Below are 14,828 nucleotides of genomic sequence, written 5' to 3' on the forward strand. Positions count from 1 at the left end.
TTTAAGCGATGAGGAAGCATTGCGCATTTCCGGGCTGAGAGAAGAGGACTTTGAAAAGATCGGTCCATTCGCATTATCTGTGGATAATCTTATCACCCAACGCGCAGAGGAAGTTGGACTTGGCCCCCATTGGGATGGAAAGATTGAGTTGGTATGGTTCAATTGCCTGGTGCTTGCTGATGTTGCAGGAACATTGGATGAGGACCGCTTCGGCCAGGATCTTAGCAAGGAATTCTTACGCCAATGGTACGACCAAAACCAGCCAGAATTCCACAAAGCTTGTGATGAATGGAAGAAAATAGGAGATGGCTGGCAGGGGCGCTGCCCTGTTAAACCAGTTCAGCTTCCTGAAGATATTGTAAAGTTAGTCAGCGATATGTACATGGCTGCTGCAAACGCATGGGTTGGGAGGGGGATATTCGAAGCTCCTGATTTAAGCGATGTAATACTCGCTATGCAGAATAGTGTTTAGGAAACGAGCAGGTTGCGGCAGAGCTGCAAAAATGGTTGAGAGAGGATAGAGATGGAAGACGACCTTATCAAAAAAATTTTGGAAAATCTTGGAGCGCGGGGCATCCCTAAAAAATTCGACGTCCCTGAGGTTGATTCTCAAGAATTGGCAGCAGGGAGGTATGGGACAGAGGAGATGTGCGGAGTTTTTAATTCAACTTCGACTGTTCAGGGGATACTTGATCAAGTTGCTCTTTCTACAAAAGTAGTAAGCAAGAATTATCCAGAGATAACCCCTGAAGAGAATGCTCAAAGAATTGCAGAGAAAGCGACCATTGGGTTTGTTAGTCCTGAAGCTGCGCATCAAGAGGAAGCAACGACGCATCATGATGTTATTGCAGTTACAAATATCCTGAGTAAACAGCTTTTGCCTGAAGATAAGCCTCATGTAGGCAGGTTTAAGACCAGCGCCGATAGCACAGAAACCGCGAAGGGATCAAGTTTGAAGACAAGTTTGGATGTGTACATACCACGGCTCGAGGATCTCAGAGACATTTTGATTGAAAAGGCAGTTGAAGGGAGGGATATCATTACAATGGCGCAGAGCCATGAGCTTGATGCTGTTGCTGAGTCCTTTGGAAAGGTATTCGTACATTTTGCTGAGAGGATTCAGTTTAGGGTAGATACTTTGGCTTATCATTATAAAAATTCTTTATTTGGAAAGTGGTCTGATGCAACAGGCAGCTATCACAACACCGTTGCCACAGGAGTTGATGGGAGGAAACTGGAATCAGACCTTATGGAGAGGTTAGGCCTTCGCAGTATGATTGCCGCAAGCCAAACCCCTCCTCGCGAAGCTTTGTGTGATATTGGCTCAGCTGTTGCTATATCAATGGCAACACTAGCTTCAATCGCAAGAGAGATTAAAAAACAAAAAAGCGACGATGTTGATACGTTATGGGAAGTTGTTGATGAAGGAACAAAGGGCTCCAGCGCTATGCCCCACAAAGACATAAAGGGAGGGAATCCATCAATGGAAGAAAGAATCCGATCGTTGAGTCATATGGCTTCTGGGTACACAGCAACTCTGTATGCGACAGCAGATATGGCTTATGCCAGGGACTTAGAGGGATCTGCTTCAGATAGGATTGTACTTGGCGATCTGTTTAAAATAGCTGATTATGCAGCTAAGCTCACAGCTAACATTTTGCTTCGATTAACACCTCATGAAGAAAGGATTCGTGAACGAATAGAGAGAACGCAGGGGGTTACAACTGCTTCAAGAGTCGTTGCATATCTCACTGACCCCCGGCTTACAGAGAACCCTCTGAGCAGGAGAGAGGCGCATGATCTTATTGGCAAGCTTGCAAAAAAGGCATATACTGACAAGGTACCATTTTACAATATTCTTCTCGCATCTGAAGATGCCCTCTCTCGACTTGGTCAAGAAACCATAAAAGAGATTTCAAATCCCCTGGCATATATTGGAGAATCAAAACAGCAGGTTTTGGATGTTGCTAAGGCGTATTACGGTAAGAGGACATTAGGATAAAATAGTTATTGAAGATTCACCCCCTCAAACCTCCTCTCAACCTTTTCCTTTCTCCCCTCTTCCAGTGTTTTCCTGACAACATCATCAAAGAAAGGGATCTTTATCGGATATGCAAATGCTGCAAAGTTAGAGGAGACAATCGCCTCTCCTTTATCCAGGGAAGCTATGTTCCTGTCATCATCTGAAAGGTCCTGTGATGCAGAATCAATGATAGCCTGCCTCTCAGGCTTCATCTCGGTGCCAAGGATAATCTTCGTGTTCATGTTTGCAAGGATGTCTCTCGGAATCAAAGAGGGAAGTTGTGTAATTGCTGTCAAGCCAACCTTGAATTTCCTTCCTTCCCTTGCAATCGTTGAGAATATGTTGTGGCCCTTTTCCAGGATCTCCTTTCCTAAAACCCTTGGAGCCTCCTCCAGGACAACTGATACAACAGGTTTTTCATTTAATAGCCCATTCATTTTGTGCCATCTGTAAGCATTGAAGATCTCGGTCGCAGCAAGTGATCCAACCAGGAGCTCAACCTGGCCGGAAAAGCTGGAGGTGTCAATAATCACAGTCTTTCCTCTCTCGCATTCCCTGGCAATGTCAGCTATCGTTGTCTCTCCTGAAGATAATGAAAAGACCCCTTTGGTGAAGACTTGGTTATTTGCTATCTGGATGTCCAAGATCCAGAGAAGGGTTCTTCTGATGACTGCAAGGGTATCGTCCCGAAACTGGGCTTTTTCCAGTGGCTTCTCAAGGATGATGGACTCGATCCAAGCATCGCCATACTGTTTATGATAGAGGTTTAAAGCCTGGCGTTGGGGATCTGAGAAGTCAACAACTCCGTTGAAATGATGAGGCCTCAGAGTTTTCAGATTGACAATCAAAGACCTGCATCCCGGAGGGGGGTTCTTTGCGGTGTAGTAGACGACCCTCTCTTTTTGAGGATGATCCTTTAAGCCGAGCTTGTTTCTTCCATAGTATTCATCATGAGGGTCCAAGACAAGAAAGCCGCAGTATTCCTTGTCAACAGTGTTCCAGAGCATATTGGAGACAAAAACACTCTTTCCTCTTCCGGTCGTTCCGGGGATTAGGATATGGTGGGAAAACACCTGATCTCCCGGAAGGAAGATATCTGCATCAATAATTTTTGATCCTGAGCGGAGCTTTCCGATGAATAATGGGTTTTGGGGTGTGTTGAGGAATGCGAGATCCTCTTTTTTTATGTCCCTTATGATGGAGAACATCGAAGGGATATTTTTTGACAATTGGGCTTTGCTTCCCTTCAAAGTTATGAGATTCTTCATCCTTGCAATAGTGTAGTTTCTCAGCTCAGGCTCCATTAAATTGATGTCAATGTCCTGCTCAAGGTTCATGCCTGAGATCAGCTCCCTGTTTGCTTGGGAAATCTGAGAGCCATAGACAAGGTCAAAAGCCTGCATCAGAATCTTTGTTTCAGCAGATTCGGCAATCAAAAGCTCTCCAAGCTCAATCTCCTCTGTTGACTTCTTCCTCACCAGAATGTTGCCGAACTCCCCTGCAATCACAAGCCCTTTGGTCATGAAAGGGGAGGTTGTTTGGAGTTATTTAAAGGTTGTTATGACATAATTTTAACAACCGCGTCGTCGGTGAACGCCGAGGTTTCCCGATAAGTTTAGAAGAATTCCTTTCCAAAATCAGATTCGTAGGTGCTCACAGACTTTTGATGTTCATGCGCGTAGATTTTAGTAATAACGAAAACCGCACTAATCCCCGACCTAAAGGTTGGGGTTTTTGATCGTGCGGTTTTCGGGACAGGAAAATTGAAAAGCAATTTTCCGTCCCAAAAATCCTCGGATTTTTGTGGATTGAAAATTCGGGCTAAAGCCCGCGTCTTAAACCCCGAATTTTCAATAAATGTTTTCTAGCCAGGCGCCTTTTTAGGGATATGCTCCAGTAATTTATCTAGTCTTAATCTCCGGTACAAACTGGGATTTTTAGTCACTAATTGGCCTCTTGTTAGGCCAGGATAATGTTTTTGGTAATATGCAATAGGATCATCCCCAAATCTGCTGTTTGCAAGCGGAACATTGTCTAGTAACCCACGTATCCTCAAGGTTTCATATAAACTCTGATCGCGCAGCCGTACTTGGCCTCTTGTCAAGCCTTTGTAATGATCCATATAGAATTGGACTGGATCAATTGTTGCGGCAATGTGTTTGTTCCACTTTATTGTTTCTTCAAGGGATGCCATAGAAAGATGGAATTGAGATGTATTTATAAATAAAATGGTCAAAAAATTAAAACTGCCCATAAGCTGCGTTAAGATGGCCATGCCGAGCTTTGCCTGCCTTTGAAGCACTTCGTATTCTCGCATCCGGTCCGTTTTTTTGACCGAAAGGTATTTAAATATAAGAATATTCTAATATGTTGTTATGAGGGAATTGTATAGCATTCATGCTGAGATGTGCAAGGTTTTTTCAAATTCAACGAGATTGGAGATCCTGAACCTATTGAGAGATAAAGAACGTTCAGTCACTGAGCTGATAGAAAAGACAAAGTTAAGCCAGGCAAATATTTCTCAGCATTTGTCTATTATGAAGTCTAAAGGCATTGTGGCATCAAGCAGGAAAGGCAAGAACATCTATTACAAACTTACAAATCCGAAAATCATTAAGGCATTTGATATCATAAGAGAAGTTTTGACTGAAAGGTTAAGGCAGAATGGAAAAATTGTTAGAGGTTTATAGGATGAAAAAAATCAATGTAACGAAATTAGATAAGGTAACCAAGATATTGCTGATTTTATTAGTTGGCGTTGTTTTCTATTTTGCTGCATTCTTTATAGTAACGCCATTTTTCGCTACAGGGCCTGCCCCAGCGATGGGCATGATGGGCCAAATGATGGGCTCTGGCATAATGAATTTCTCTAGTAGCAGCTCTGCTAGTATGAATTTAATTTCATTGATTGCTGCAATTGTTGCTGCGCTTGTTGTTTCTTTTTATTTATTTAAGCATGACGCTAAAGAGCAGGAGTATAGTATCATAAAAAGGGCTTTATCTGAAGATGAAAACGCGATCTTAGACGTTATAAAAAAAGCAGGTGAAATAACCCAGGACTCGTTAAGGTTTAGATTAAATTGGAGCAAAGCAAAAGTTTCAACAATACTGACTAATCTGGACAAAATAGGGTTAATCCAAAGAGAACGGATAGGAAAAACGTACAAGGTATATTTACAGAAGCAAGAATAATGGTTTAAAACGGTTTAAGCGGCAAAGTAATTATAATTGCTTTGGTATCTAATTTATGGTGATACAACATGAAAACAGTAATATTAGCTTTGGGAATGCTGCTGCTGAGCATAGTCTTAGTATCAGCTGATGGAGATCATCAAAGTGAATTTGAAGAAGGGAAAAAACTTGTTGATAGTGGAATGAGTTGTGATAACTTAACAGATGAACAGCTTGAAGCTATTGGAGAGTATTACATGGAACAAATGCATCCTGGCGAAGCCCATGAGCTGATGGATGAGATGATGGGTGGAGAAGGTTCTGAAAATTTAAAGCAGGTGCATATTCAAATGGCTAAAAGGCTTTATTGCAATGAAAATGCCGGCGGAATGATGGGCTCAGGGGGCATGATGGGAATGATGAATATGATGGGTGGCGGAATGATGGGCCAGGGAACGACGGGTTGGCAGAATCCGCAAACAAACATGATGCAGGGAATGATGGGTAATTGGGGGTATGGTCTTGGTTATTGGAATTTTTGGGGTATAATCGGGTTATTGGTTTGGATGGGAATAATGGTTTTGATAATCTGGTTTATCTATACATTCATAATAAAAAGAGAAGCAGTCCCTGAAATTCCTATTAATGTCTTAAAGAAAAGGTATGCTAAAGGAGAGATAAACAAAAAACAATTTGAGGAAATGAAAAAGGAGCTAAAGGAGTGATAATCATGGAAAAAGATAAAAACACATTGGTATGGATTTTCATTGCTGTGATTGTTATACTGTTCCTCATAGGAAGTCTTGGAATGGGCGGGTATGGGATGATGGGCTTTGGCATGGGTTTCGGATTCATCTTTATGCTGATTTTCTGGGGAGTGTTAATATGGCTGGTTGTTGCGCTTATCAATGCTGGTCAGGCAGGCAGGAAAGAGGAAGATCCATCAGTCATACTTAAAAAAAGGTATGCTTCTGGGGAAATATCAAAAAAGCAGTATGGGGAAATGAAAAAAGAACTGTTGCCATGAATAGAACTAGTAAAAGCAGAGAGAAGTATAATCGTCTGGCAAGATTCTATGATTCATATAATAAACTTGCTGAAAGATTATGGTTCAGTAAATGGAGGGAAAAGTTTTTCGCTCCGCTAAAAGGAAAGATCCTTGAGGTAGGGATAGGAACAGGAGAAAATATTGGCTATTATGATAAGAACGCAGAAGTTATAGGAATTGATTTTTCAGAAAAGATGTTAGAGAAGGCCAGAGAAAAGTTAATTAAATCTGGCAAGAAAAACATCACTCTAAAGCAAATGGATGCTGAGAATCTTAATTTTAAAGACGATTCGTTTGACTATGTTGTAACAAGCTGTGTTTTTTGCTCGGTTCCTGACCCCATACGAGGCTTAGAGGAAATAAGGAGAATTCTAAAACCAACAGGCAGACTGATCATGATTGAACATGTGTTAAGCAAAAACCCTGTACTAGCATTGATTGAACACATCCATAATCCCCTAACAAGGGTTATTATGGGCGTAAACATTAATAGGAACACGAAACAAAATATAATTAATGCTGATATGAAAATCGTAAAAGACCAAAATCTTGCGTTACTCGACGTATTTAGGTTATTTATAGCAAGAAAATCATCTAAAGAGGCGTAAAATATGAATCCAGAGGATTTTGCATATATTGTTGAAACAGAAAAGAGCTTTGATGAATCAACTGTTTCAGTTTTGAAAGCAGTTGAGCAGAAAGGTTGGGCTTTGTTTCAGATTTATGATGTAAAAGAGAGGTTAGCGGCAAAGGGGTTTAAACAAAAGCCATTGAAAATAATTGAGATATGCTCAGGCAAATATGCAAATCAGTTCCTGAATAAGAATAGGTTAATCTCTCTTTGTATGCCTTGCAAAATCAATGTGATAGAAGAGAATGGAAAGGTAAAGATTATTGGAATGAAACCGACTATGATATCACAATTTTTCCCAGAAGTTAGCAAAAGAGAAGCTGAGGAGGTAGAAAGAGAGATTATTGAAATGGTGGATAATGCAAGGTAAAGTATGAAAATAGGGGTAATTTTAAACACAAACGATGCAGAAACCTGCTGGAACTGCTTCAGATTTTGCAACGAAGCGCTCAAGAATAGCCATGCTGTAAAGATATTTTTGCTTGGTAAAGGCGTTGAAGTTGAGAATGTGAAAGATGACAGATTTCCTCTTCTTGAAGGTTCAATTAAAAAATTTGTGAAAAACAAAGGCAGCATTCTTGCATGCGGAACGTGCTTGCAGATACGGCAGAAAGAAGAAAGCAGGATTTGCCCTGTTTCTACAATGGAAGAAATGTTACAAATAGTTGAAGAGTCTGCTAAGGTTTTGACGTTTGGCTAACCCTACCTTTTGGGAAGCAGGCTATATGCGGCAAAGCCACAGCAACCTTGAAAAGAGGTTCACCGGAGCCCAAACAACCGAAAGATTTATAAGTAAGAAAATTCTTACAACTGCAAGAGGCATTAAAAATGATGAAAACGATACGAGTGTCAGAGAAGGGACAGATAGCGATTCCTCAGCCAATGAGAGAGACTTTGGGAATTGAAAAAGGAGACGAATTGGTGGTTATACAAATAGAGAATAAGATATTGCTGGAAAAGGCACAGAAGATGGAGCAAAAACTAAAGGATGAGTTTAAGGATATTATCAAGTTTAGCGAGAGGTCTCTAAAAGAGGTTTGGGATAATAAAAGCGATGATATGTGGAGCCAATATCTAAAGAGGTAACATGCACATAAATCAAAAGGAGCTGGTTTTGCTCCCGTATCCGTTTTCAGATTTGGAAGGAACAAAGGTTAGGCCTGCAATTGTTGTATCAAATAATTCTTTCAATAAAAAATCTGCCGATTGTATCATGGTTCCCTTAACAACAGTCATCAAAAACGAGCCTTGTTCTGTGATTATAGATCAGCAAAATATGGCTTCAGGCAGGCTTATGAAGCAGAGCAGAGTAAGGGCGGACAAGATTTTCGCTGTTGAAAAGAGATTAGTTAGTATGAAGATAGGAACGATCACCGACAAAACCTTTGAGAAAATCAAAGCAGAGATTTTTAGGATGTTTTGATGAGCTGCGTTCTGAAACCGATAAGATATAAATAGTATCTCAAATTGCCATTCTCTATGCTCATCAACGTAGGAACCCAGAACCCTTCAAAGCTCCAGGGGGTGAAGGAAGCAATTGCTCTTGTCCCTCAGCTCAAGGATGCTGAGATCAAGGCAATAGAGGTTGATTCAGGAGTCCACCACCAGCCCAAAAGCTTTGAGGAGATTGTAAAAGGCGCAAAGACAAGGGCAAAGAATGCGTACAAAGACTGCGACCTCAGCATTGGCTTGGAATCAGGCATTGCGCAGATTCCAGGAACGATTACTGGATGGATGGACTTCTCCTGCTGTGCGATATTTGACGGGAAACGCTATTTTCTCGGCCTCTCCCAAGCATTTGAGTTTCCGCCTGCTGCCATTAAGAAAGTTACCACCGAGGATAAAAACATTTCCCAAGCTTTTCGCGAATTAGGGTACACTCAAAAGAGCAATCTGGGCAATGAAGAGGGCGCAATCGGTCTTTTGACAAAAGGAAGGGTGATGAGAAAAGATCTGAACAAGGAAGCAGTGCTGAGCGCAATTATCCCATGGGAGAACAAAGAGCTCTACGGGTAAACCACGTCCTCTAATTCCAAGAGTTTATAGCCAGAATTCAGTATAAGCTGGTAGAGCAGATCCTCTAGATCCGTATCCGCTATGGCTTGGTCAACGTGTTTTATTTGTAATGTAAGGCTGCTGTTTTTAATGTTAAACGATCCACTCATAACGGGATTGAAATAATCAGCCAAGGTTCTTATTGCCAGGCCATGGCGTTCAGCCAAGGTGTAAAAGTTATCTATCACATTGAAATGATTAGCATTTCCTGCCTGGCACGTAAGATAAAACTCAGGATACTGGGAATCCTGAAATAGGACAAAACAGCCATTTTGAGAGGTCTCGATATCTATAAGGTTAGTTAATTCTCCATTGCGCTGGGAGAGCAGAGTGAAGTACGGCAGGCTCATAGACAAGAGTGTTTTCATGGAATAGTTAAAGCTTTTCACAATACCGTATGCGAGAATAGAAAGCTAATTAAAGCCGAGACCTTCCACTCCTCGAAAGATGAATTTCATAAAAAGGTTTATTCAGAAGGTATTCCAGAACATCTTCCGCAAGAAGAAGCATATCAAGCTAGGATTATACGGCCCCCCTAATGGAGGCAAGACAACCTTAGCCAATAGGATCTCCTTGGACTGGCTTGGAGAAGAGATGGGCTCGACTTCTTCAATAGCGCATGAGACGAGAGAGATCCAGATAAAGGAGAAGATAGACATCAAGAACAAAGGGAAAGAGCTGTCCTTCAATCTGGTGGATACACCAGGGATTGCGACTAAGATTGACTATGAGGAATTCATGAGGAAAGGGCTCGCAGAGAAGGATGCCAAGAAGCGTGCGAAAGAGGCCACAAGGGGGGTGATCGAGGCGATTAAATGGCTGGATGACATGGACGCAGTAGTGGTCATCATTGATGCCACCAAAGATCCGTATTCCCAGGTTAATGTCACGATTATCGGCAACCTTCAGGCGAGGAACATACCGGTCATGATCGTTGCAAACAAAATAGATTTAAAAAGGTCAAGTATTAAGAAGATACAGGCAGCGTTCCCCCAGTACTCAGTCGTTGGGATTTCAGCGAAGTACGGGGACCATATGGATACCTTTTATGAGTCATTATTTGCATTAGTGGGGTAAGGAAATGCTAACCATTCAATTTGTGCCGTATGGAGAAATGGAGCCGCTTCAGCCAGAGCAACGGATAAAAAAGGTTCTGGATGTTGCGAAGCAGGACAAGATTGTGCTGCTCGAAGGAAGGTTGGCTAAGGAAGAGGAAGCTAACCTTATCTCCATGACCATGTCAGAGATCAACAACAAGTTCAAAGGCATTGAGCTGGCAGTGATTAACCCTGAAACCCTTGGCGCAGGCTTTGTCGGAAAGCTGAAGGGAACCATGGCTACGCTGCTTCTTGGCAACCGGGTAGGGTTCACCATTATCGGGCCTGCGAGCATCGTGAAAGAGATCAAGAAGAACCCAAATAAGATTGAGATGTATATTAATGACCGCAAGAAGAGGAAATAAGCATGCCTCACCAATGTGTTAGGTGCAACACATTCTATGAAGACGGCGCTGACCAGATCCTGAAGGGTTGCCCCTGCGGTGCGCGGCTGTTTTTTTTTGTGAAAGCAGCGAAGCTGGAGGAAGCCAGGAAGAAAGCAGACGCATTGAACCTTACCGAAGATGACAAGCAGCAGATTGAGAGGGATATCCTGGATATTGTTGGGAGCAAGGTGGATGAAGACGAGCCGGTCTTCCTTGATATCGAGGCAATCAATGTTAAGCAGCCCGGGAAGTACGAGCTTGACTTAGTCCATCTATTCAAGAAGGATCCTCTCATCTTCAAGCTCGCTGAAGGGAAGTATGTGATTGATCTGGTTGAGAGCTTTGGCAGATTGAGGAAATAACGGAGTCAAGGAGCCGCAGCCTTCCACATCTCTTCGAAGAACTGCCGGTAGGACTGATAAACATCTTCTGATATTGTTTCTATTGCAATCAATCTTTGTGTGTAAAGAAAATTAACGATCCTGTTGTCGTATATAAGAATAAATGAATTGTTTTTTGTATCAATAAACCTATAGTTCATATGCTTGAAGTCCTTTGCGGCTTTTTTGACCTCTTTCTCGACATCTTTGTTGAACAATATTTTTGCTTTGATGCCTTGTTTTTCTCTCTGCTTATGAAAATTCAAGAACAGAAGATGCAGGGTTTCATTTGTGGGATCTCCTATCTGCCTGGCCCCAAAAACATAGTAGGTACCCCCTTTTTTCATTACCCTCAACAGTCTATCATAAACACCTTTGAATCCTTTATACCCTTCATACACATTAGTTTGTATTCTTTCTTCAGTCTCGTTTTGGATTGCCTTTAGCTCTGGAAGAATTGCCTCTACTTGTTTTTTCTTAGTATCTAACAATTGGACTAAGTGTTCTGGTGATGCTGCCTGAAAGTGCTTTTTATTTGCTATCATGATATAGCTGACCAAGCCTTTTTTGATGAGGTTATCAAGGCAGTAATATAACGCTGATACCTGGATCCCTGTTTCTGCTGTAAGCTTCCATGAAGTGGATTTGCCCAGTTTTAATAGGGCGAGATATACCTTGATCTCATTTTTTGATAATCCAATCTCTTCCAGGATTCCTTTGAACAAAGTTGCTACATTGCGCTTGGCGGCGCGGCGTGGTTGGGTGCAACAACCCTTGAAAGCTTGCAGGGTACGCTATACAAGGGGATGAGAGATAGATACTTGGACATATTAAGCGACTTTAATCACTGGAGATACGCCAATGACGGGGAAGGGTATTGCAGAAAGCAACCAGAAGCTTAAGAATCTTTTTCATCTTAGAATTTTGTCCTCTCAAAAAGGAGGATTCATTCTCAATAGTATTCAAAAACAGGCTTAACAAGGTATTTAACAATGTATAAAACTTTATAAACTCCCATTCTCTGATAGGATTTCATGATTTACAAGCCAAACCTCAAGAAGAAGCCTCTGATTAGTTCCAGGCAGTATACAAGGATGTATGATGAGTCCATTCGAAACCCTTCGAGGTTCTGGAGAAAAATGGCTTCAGAGATTACATGGAAGAAGAAGTTCTCCGCCTCGTTCAGGAAAACGAGAGACGGAGCAGATTGGTTTATCGGAGGAAAATTAAACCTCAGCGTCAATTGCTTGGACAGGCATGCTGCAAAAAACCCATGGAAAACAGCATTATTCTGGGAAGGAGAGTTTGGAGAGCAGCTCAAATACACCTACCAGGAGCTTCTCATTGAAGTATGCAAGCTCGGAAATGTTCTGAAAAAAAGAGGTGTGAAGAAAGGAGATAAGGTATGCATCTACATGCCTATGATTCCTGAAGCACTCATTGCAATGCTTGCCTGCGCAAGGATAGGGGCAGTTCATTCTGTCGTTTTTGCAGGCTTCAGCAGCCAGAGCCTTCGTGAGAGGATCGCAGACTCAAAGAGCAAGGTTGTAATCACAGCAGACGGAGGTTTCAGAAGAGGAAAGATCATTCCCTTGAAGGATATTGCGGATAAGGCTGTTCATGGCTTAAGGTTTGTAAAGCATCTCCTTGTCGTTCAGCGTACCAACAGCAAAATTGCTTGGAAGCCGGAAAGGGATCTCTGGTGGGAGGAGGAGATGAAAGATGCTTCTGCTGTATGCGCTCCAGAATGGATGAGAAGCAATGATCCCCTCTTTATCCTCTACACCTCAGGCTCAACAGGCAAAGCAAGGGGAATCATGCATCTCAATGGAGGCTATGCAGTCTATGCTACAGCAACATTCAAATACATTTTTGATTACCAGGATGATGTCTACTGGTGCACAGCAGATCTTGGATGGATCACAGGCCATACCTATCTTGTGTATGGCCCGCTATTGAACAATGCCACTCTCTTTATGTATGAGGGCGCTCCTGAGTATCCATCTCCGGATAGATGGTGGCAGCTCATAGAAAAGTATAGGGTGAATACGTTCTATACTTCGCCAACTGGCCTTCGTGCATTGCAGCGCTATGGAGATTCCTGGGTCGTGAAGCACGATCTCTCTTCCTTGCGGCTTCTAGGGAGCGTAGGCGAGACCATAGGCCCTGAAACCTGGAGATGGTTCTATACAGTTATTGGGAAGAAGAGATGCCCTATTGTAGATACCTGGTGGCAGACTGAGACAGGAGGCATCATGATCTCTCCGCTTGCTTGTTTCTCCCTCAAGCCGGGATCTGCCATGAAGCCGTTTTTTGGAGTTGCTCCATTAATTGTTGACGAAAAAGGCAAGCCTGTAAAGCATGGAGAAAACGGACTCCTCACACTAACAAAGCCTTGGCCTGGCGCAGGAATAACCCTTGGAAAAGAAGGAGTCCACACCCATGAAAATTACCAGTTGAGCTTTAAGACTTTTTATCTGACTGGAGACCAGGCAAAGCAAGACAGAGATGGAGATTACTGGCTGCTTGGCAGGATTGATAATGTGCTCAAGGTGGCCGGCCATCGCATAGGGGCAGCAGAGGTTGAAGCAAGCTTAGCTGCAGACAGCGCTGTTGCTGAGGCCGCAGTTGTGCCAGTTCCGCACAAAATCAAAGGCTCTGCTATAGCTGCATTTGTTGTGCTGAAGAAGGTCAAGAAAAGTGAAGCTCTAAAAAGCAGGCTGATTACGAGGGTAGCAGACTCTCTTGGCCATTTTGCAAAGCCAGACTCTGTCATTTTTGTAGATGAATTGCCGAAAAACAGGTCAGGCAAGATTGTGAGGGAAATCCTCAGGCAGATTGCTGCAGGAGAGAAGCCAGGAACATTTGAGACACTGGTGAATTCAGAGTGTGTAAAGAAGCTGATGCATAAGCGCCTACGGATTGGATAATCCGTTAATTCTATCATTCCATGCTTCTACCCGAATGGAGTGAGACTCAGGAGCTGAAAGAGCGGCCTCAATGGACGAAAGCTCGTCAATTTCGTTCCTGAGCAGAGCAGCAAGGTCAGAATCGCTGCAGCTCTGAAGAACTGTCAGCTTATCCTTTTCAGTGTGATAAGGGAACAGGATGGCAGCCTGGGCAATAGGGCCTTTCTTGAAAATGGTTACTCCATACCATCTACTTCCATCATCAGTATAAGTGTTGCACATGTGCGCATTGTCATCTGATACAGTGAGCGCTGCCGCATGAAGCGCGTCATTATTGATTGAATGTGTTTGATAAAAAGTTCTGAGCTTGAGAATAACAGGAAAGGATGTCGTGTAGGATTCATCAACTGGCCCAAGAGAGGGATATTGGACGAGGGTTTGCCCCATAGAACCCAAAGGAGAAACTCCGGATATAAAAAGATATGGGGTTGGGAGGATTCGAACCCCCATTGCCACCTCCCGAAGGTGGAGTGATACCAAGTTACACTACAACCCCTTGATTTCGCTGAGCTGCTGCCTCTTTGTCCGGTTATTGAACGGCCCTACGACGTTTGCAATTACGCAACCATCGATCATATCGTCTTTTTTGGAGATATAGAGCTTCACCATATAAAACTTATCAGGATACCACTCAAAGCTGTCTGTCGGATTAACAAGCATATTCAATGCATTGTCAGGGGTATTTGCAGGAGCCCAGTTCGTTTCCTCAAGATTAAATCTTGCAAAGGTTGGAGATTCCATCAAAGCTGTGAGAGTCTCCTTGGAATTCCATGTCAATGAATACGCTGTTGCTACCTCACATCCTTTCTGAGAGTGATAGGCAAGACCATGAATGCTCTCAGTTACTTGCGGGTCTTCAAGAAGCATATCAAGGAGTATCCTGCCTGCTTTCTTATGCTGCTTTGGGACTGGCTTGCCGTAAAAAGAAGTGATATAGCTGTCTTCTGATGAACACGCTGCCAGAGTCAGGAGCAGGAATGCTCTGCGATTGATATACTTTGACCGATCCATGGAATGATGGATTGTTTTGTTTAATATAAATGTATGGCAGGTTAAGCCAAGAACGGC

General features: G+C 42.7%; 22 protein-coding genes and 1 tRNA gene. 16 read left to right on the plus strand and 7 right to left on the minus strand.

All coding sequences use genetic code 11. The features are described 5' to 3' along the window. Both VJB08_02110 and VJB08_02115 read left to right on the plus strand, forming a co-directional pair. A partial coding sequence (locus VJB08_02110; GenBank protein ID HLD42762.1) for a phosphoribosylaminoimidazolesuccinocarboxamide synthase occupies positions 1 to 472 on the plus strand: 472 nt, incomplete at its 5' end. Positions 473 to 523: 51 nt separating this feature from the next. Continuing rightward, entirely contained in the window at positions 524 to 2,002 is a 1,479-nt protein-coding gene (locus VJB08_02115) for a lyase family protein (protein ID HLD42763.1), read from the plus strand. Positions 2,003 to 2,007: 5 nt separating this feature from the next. On the opposite strand, the gene VJB08_02120 is transcribed toward VJB08_02115, so the two are convergent. Together VJB08_02120 and VJB08_02125 are read right to left on the minus strand one after the other, a co-directional pair. Beyond that, positions 2,008 to 3,546 carry an ATP-binding protein gene (locus VJB08_02120; GenBank protein ID HLD42764.1) on the minus strand — a complete coding sequence of 513 codons (1,539 nt, stop codon included), beginning with the start codon at positions 3,544 to 3,546 and terminating at the stop codon, positions 2,008 to 2,010. Positions 3,547 to 3,887: 341 nt separating this feature from the next. Continuing rightward, positions 3,888 to 4,217, minus strand: coding sequence for a hypothetical protein (locus VJB08_02125; GenBank protein HLD42765.1), 330 nt, complete (start codon positions 4,215 to 4,217; stop codon positions 3,888 to 3,890). A 181-nt stretch (positions 4,218 to 4,398) separates the two neighbouring features. Between VJB08_02125 and VJB08_02130 the strand changes: the two genes are divergently transcribed. The 10 genes from VJB08_02130 to yjjX all read left to right on the plus strand — a co-directional run bounded on the left by VJB08_02130 (position 4,399) and on the right by yjjX (position 8,889). Next, the gene (locus VJB08_02130) at positions 4,399 to 4,713 is read left to right on the plus strand and encodes a metalloregulator ArsR/SmtB family transcription factor (GenBank protein HLD42766.1); all 315 of its coding nucleotides are present in this window, start codon (positions 4,399 to 4,401) and stop codon (positions 4,711 to 4,713) included. Then, entirely contained in the window at positions 4,688 to 5,215 is a 528-nt protein-coding gene (locus VJB08_02135) for a MarR family transcriptional regulator (protein HLD42767.1), read from the plus strand. Before VJB08_02130 ends, VJB08_02135 begins: the two co-directional genes overlap by 26 nt. Positions 5,216 to 5,283: 68 nt before the next feature. Then, positions 5,284 to 5,919 carry an SHOCT domain-containing protein gene (locus VJB08_02140; protein ID HLD42768.1) on the plus strand — a complete coding sequence of 212 codons (636 nt, stop codon included), beginning with the start codon at positions 5,284 to 5,286 and terminating at the stop codon, positions 5,917 to 5,919. Between the two features lie 5 nt (positions 5,920 to 5,924). After that, positions 5,925 to 6,221 carry an SHOCT domain-containing protein gene (locus VJB08_02145; GenBank protein ID HLD42769.1) on the plus strand — a complete coding sequence of 99 codons (297 nt, stop codon included), beginning with the start codon at positions 5,925 to 5,927 and terminating at the stop codon, positions 6,219 to 6,221. Beyond that, positions 6,218 to 6,850 carry a methyltransferase domain-containing protein gene (locus VJB08_02150; GenBank protein HLD42770.1) on the plus strand — a complete coding sequence of 211 codons (633 nt, stop codon included), beginning with the start codon at positions 6,218 to 6,220 and terminating at the stop codon, positions 6,848 to 6,850. The genes VJB08_02145 and VJB08_02150 overlap by 4 nt, the downstream gene beginning before the upstream one ends. A 3-nt stretch (positions 6,851 to 6,853) precedes the next feature. After that, a complete protein-coding gene (locus tag VJB08_02155) occupies positions 6,854 to 7,243 on the plus strand; it encodes a DUF302 domain-containing protein (protein HLD42771.1) in 390 nt (129 codons plus the stop codon). Between the two features lie 3 nt (positions 7,244 to 7,246). Further along, entirely contained in the window at positions 7,247 to 7,573 is a 327-nt protein-coding gene (locus tag VJB08_02160; GenBank protein ID HLD42772.1) for a DsrE family protein, read from the plus strand. Between the two features lie 131 nt (positions 7,574 to 7,704). Then, on the plus strand, positions 7,705 to 7,959 hold the full coding sequence (locus tag VJB08_02165; protein HLD42773.1) for an AbrB/MazE/SpoVT family DNA-binding domain-containing protein: 255 nt from the start codon (positions 7,705 to 7,707) through the stop codon (positions 7,957 to 7,959). Position 7,960: 1 nt separating this feature from the next. Continuing rightward, positions 7,961 to 8,296: a type II toxin-antitoxin system PemK/MazF family toxin gene (locus VJB08_02170; GenBank protein HLD42774.1), complete on the plus strand. Its 336-nt coding sequence runs from the start codon at positions 7,961 to 7,963 to the stop codon at positions 8,294 to 8,296. A 56-nt stretch (positions 8,297 to 8,352) separates the two neighbouring features. Further along, positions 8,353 to 8,889 carry an inosine/xanthosine triphosphatase gene (gene yjjX / locus VJB08_02175; GenBank protein HLD42775.1) on the plus strand — a complete coding sequence of 179 codons (537 nt, stop codon included), beginning with the start codon at positions 8,353 to 8,355 and terminating at the stop codon, positions 8,887 to 8,889. On the opposite strand, the gene VJB08_02180 is transcribed toward yjjX, so the two are convergent. After that, on the minus strand, positions 8,880 to 9,278 hold the full coding sequence (locus VJB08_02180) for a hypothetical protein (GenBank protein HLD42776.1): 399 nt from the start codon (positions 9,276 to 9,278) through the stop codon (positions 8,880 to 8,882). The genes yjjX and VJB08_02180 overlap by 10 nt on opposite strands. 97 nt (positions 9,279 to 9,375) lie before the next feature. Between VJB08_02180 and VJB08_02185 the strand changes: the two genes are divergently transcribed. The 3 genes from VJB08_02185 to VJB08_02195 are packed head-to-tail and all read left to right on the plus strand — an operon-like array spanning position 9,376 to position 10,773. Continuing rightward, positions 9,376 to 10,005: an Era-like GTP-binding protein gene (locus VJB08_02185; GenBank protein HLD42777.1), complete on the plus strand. Its 630-nt coding sequence runs from the start codon at positions 9,376 to 9,378 to the stop codon at positions 10,003 to 10,005. 4 nt (positions 10,006 to 10,009) lie between these two features. Next, positions 10,010 to 10,390 carry a DUF2073 domain-containing protein gene (locus tag VJB08_02190; protein HLD42778.1) on the plus strand — a complete coding sequence of 127 codons (381 nt, stop codon included), beginning with the start codon at positions 10,010 to 10,012 and terminating at the stop codon, positions 10,388 to 10,390. Between the two features lie 2 nt (positions 10,391 to 10,392). Continuing rightward, positions 10,393 to 10,773, plus strand: coding sequence for a Zn-ribbon containing protein (locus VJB08_02195; GenBank protein ID HLD42779.1), 381 nt, complete (start codon positions 10,393 to 10,395; stop codon positions 10,771 to 10,773). 5 nt (positions 10,774 to 10,778) lie between these two features. On the opposite strand, the gene VJB08_02200 is transcribed toward VJB08_02195, so the two are convergent. Continuing rightward, positions 10,779 to 11,516 (minus strand): helix-turn-helix domain-containing protein, encoded by a 738-nt coding sequence (locus VJB08_02200; protein HLD42780.1) that lies wholly within the window; start codon positions 11,514 to 11,516, stop codon positions 10,779 to 10,781. 309 nt (positions 11,517 to 11,825) lie between these two features. Here VJB08_02200 and acs point away from each other — a divergent pair, with 309 nt between their 5' ends. Then, the gene (gene acs / locus VJB08_02205) at positions 11,826 to 13,721 is read left to right on the plus strand and encodes an acetate--CoA ligase (GenBank protein ID HLD42781.1); all 1,896 of its coding nucleotides are present in this window, start codon (positions 11,826 to 11,828) and stop codon (positions 13,719 to 13,721) included. On the opposite strand, the gene VJB08_02210 is transcribed toward acs, so the two are convergent. From VJB08_02210 to VJB08_02220, 3 genes are all read right to left on the minus strand, one after another. Then, entirely contained in the window at positions 13,707 to 14,147 is a 441-nt protein-coding gene (locus VJB08_02210; protein HLD42782.1) for a hypothetical protein, read from the minus strand. The genes acs and VJB08_02210 overlap by 15 nt on opposite strands. 36 nt (positions 14,148 to 14,183) lie before the next feature. Next, positions 14,184 to 14,256: transfer RNA gene (locus VJB08_02215), tRNA-Pro, on the minus strand. Next, a complete protein-coding gene (locus tag VJB08_02220) occupies positions 14,247 to 14,771 on the minus strand; it encodes a hypothetical protein (protein HLD42783.1) in 525 nt (174 codons plus the stop codon). Before VJB08_02220 ends, VJB08_02215 begins: the two co-directional genes overlap by 10 nt. Positions 14,772 to 14,828 lie beyond the last annotated feature (57 nt).

The sequence above is a fragment of the Candidatus Nanoarchaeia archaeon genome (genome assembly GCA_035290625.1).
GTDB lineage: Archaea > Nanobdellota > Nanobdellia > Woesearchaeales > DATDTY01 > DATDTY01.

Excerpts from the sequence above, each read along its gene's own strand:
- VJB08_02115 (HLD42763.1), top strand. The coding sequence starts at position 524 with ATGGAAGACGACCTTATCAAAAAAATTTTGGAAAATCTTGGAGCGCGG.
- VJB08_02120 (HLD42764.1), bottom strand. The coding sequence starts at position 3,546 with ATGACCAAAGGGCTTGTGATTGCAGGGGAGTTCGGCAACATTCTGGTG.
- VJB08_02125 (HLD42765.1), bottom strand. The coding sequence starts at position 4,217 with ATGGCATCCCTTGAAGAAACAATAAAGTGGAACAAACACATTGCCGCA.
- VJB08_02130 (HLD42766.1), top strand. The coding sequence starts at position 4,399 with ATGAGGGAATTGTATAGCATTCATGCTGAGATGTGCAAGGTTTTTTCA.
- VJB08_02135 (HLD42767.1), top strand. The coding sequence starts at position 4,688 with ATGGAAAAATTGTTAGAGGTTTATAGGATGAAAAAAATCAATGTAACG.
- VJB08_02140 (HLD42768.1), top strand. The coding sequence starts at position 5,284 with ATGAAAACAGTAATATTAGCTTTGGGAATGCTGCTGCTGAGCATAGTC.
- VJB08_02145 (HLD42769.1), top strand. The coding sequence starts at position 5,925 with ATGGAAAAAGATAAAAACACATTGGTATGGATTTTCATTGCTGTGATT.
- VJB08_02150 (HLD42770.1), top strand. The coding sequence starts at position 6,218 with ATGAATAGAACTAGTAAAAGCAGAGAGAAGTATAATCGTCTGGCAAGA.
- VJB08_02155 (HLD42771.1), top strand. The coding sequence starts at position 6,854 with ATGAATCCAGAGGATTTTGCATATATTGTTGAAACAGAAAAGAGCTTT.
- VJB08_02160 (HLD42772.1), top strand. The coding sequence starts at position 7,247 with ATGAAAATAGGGGTAATTTTAAACACAAACGATGCAGAAACCTGCTGG.
- VJB08_02165 (HLD42773.1), top strand. The coding sequence starts at position 7,705 with ATGAAAACGATACGAGTGTCAGAGAAGGGACAGATAGCGATTCCTCAG.
- VJB08_02170 (HLD42774.1), top strand. The coding sequence starts at position 7,961 with ATGCACATAAATCAAAAGGAGCTGGTTTTGCTCCCGTATCCGTTTTCA.
- yjjX (HLD42775.1), top strand. The coding sequence starts at position 8,353 with ATGCTCATCAACGTAGGAACCCAGAACCCTTCAAAGCTCCAGGGGGTG.
- VJB08_02180 (HLD42776.1), bottom strand. The coding sequence starts at position 9,278 with ATGAGCCTGCCGTACTTCACTCTGCTCTCCCAGCGCAATGGAGAATTA.
- VJB08_02185 (HLD42777.1), top strand. The coding sequence starts at position 9,376 with ATGAATTTCATAAAAAGGTTTATTCAGAAGGTATTCCAGAACATCTTC.
- VJB08_02190 (HLD42778.1), top strand. The coding sequence starts at position 10,010 with ATGCTAACCATTCAATTTGTGCCGTATGGAGAAATGGAGCCGCTTCAG.
- VJB08_02195 (HLD42779.1), top strand. The coding sequence starts at position 10,393 with ATGCCTCACCAATGTGTTAGGTGCAACACATTCTATGAAGACGGCGCT.
- acs (HLD42781.1), top strand. The coding sequence starts at position 11,826 with ATGATTTACAAGCCAAACCTCAAGAAGAAGCCTCTGATTAGTTCCAGG.
- VJB08_02210 (HLD42782.1), bottom strand. The coding sequence starts at position 14,147 with ATGGGGCAAACCCTCGTCCAATATCCCTCTCTTGGGCCAGTTGATGAA.
- VJB08_02220 (HLD42783.1), bottom strand. The coding sequence starts at position 14,771 with ATGGATCGGTCAAAGTATATCAATCGCAGAGCATTCCTGCTCCTGACT.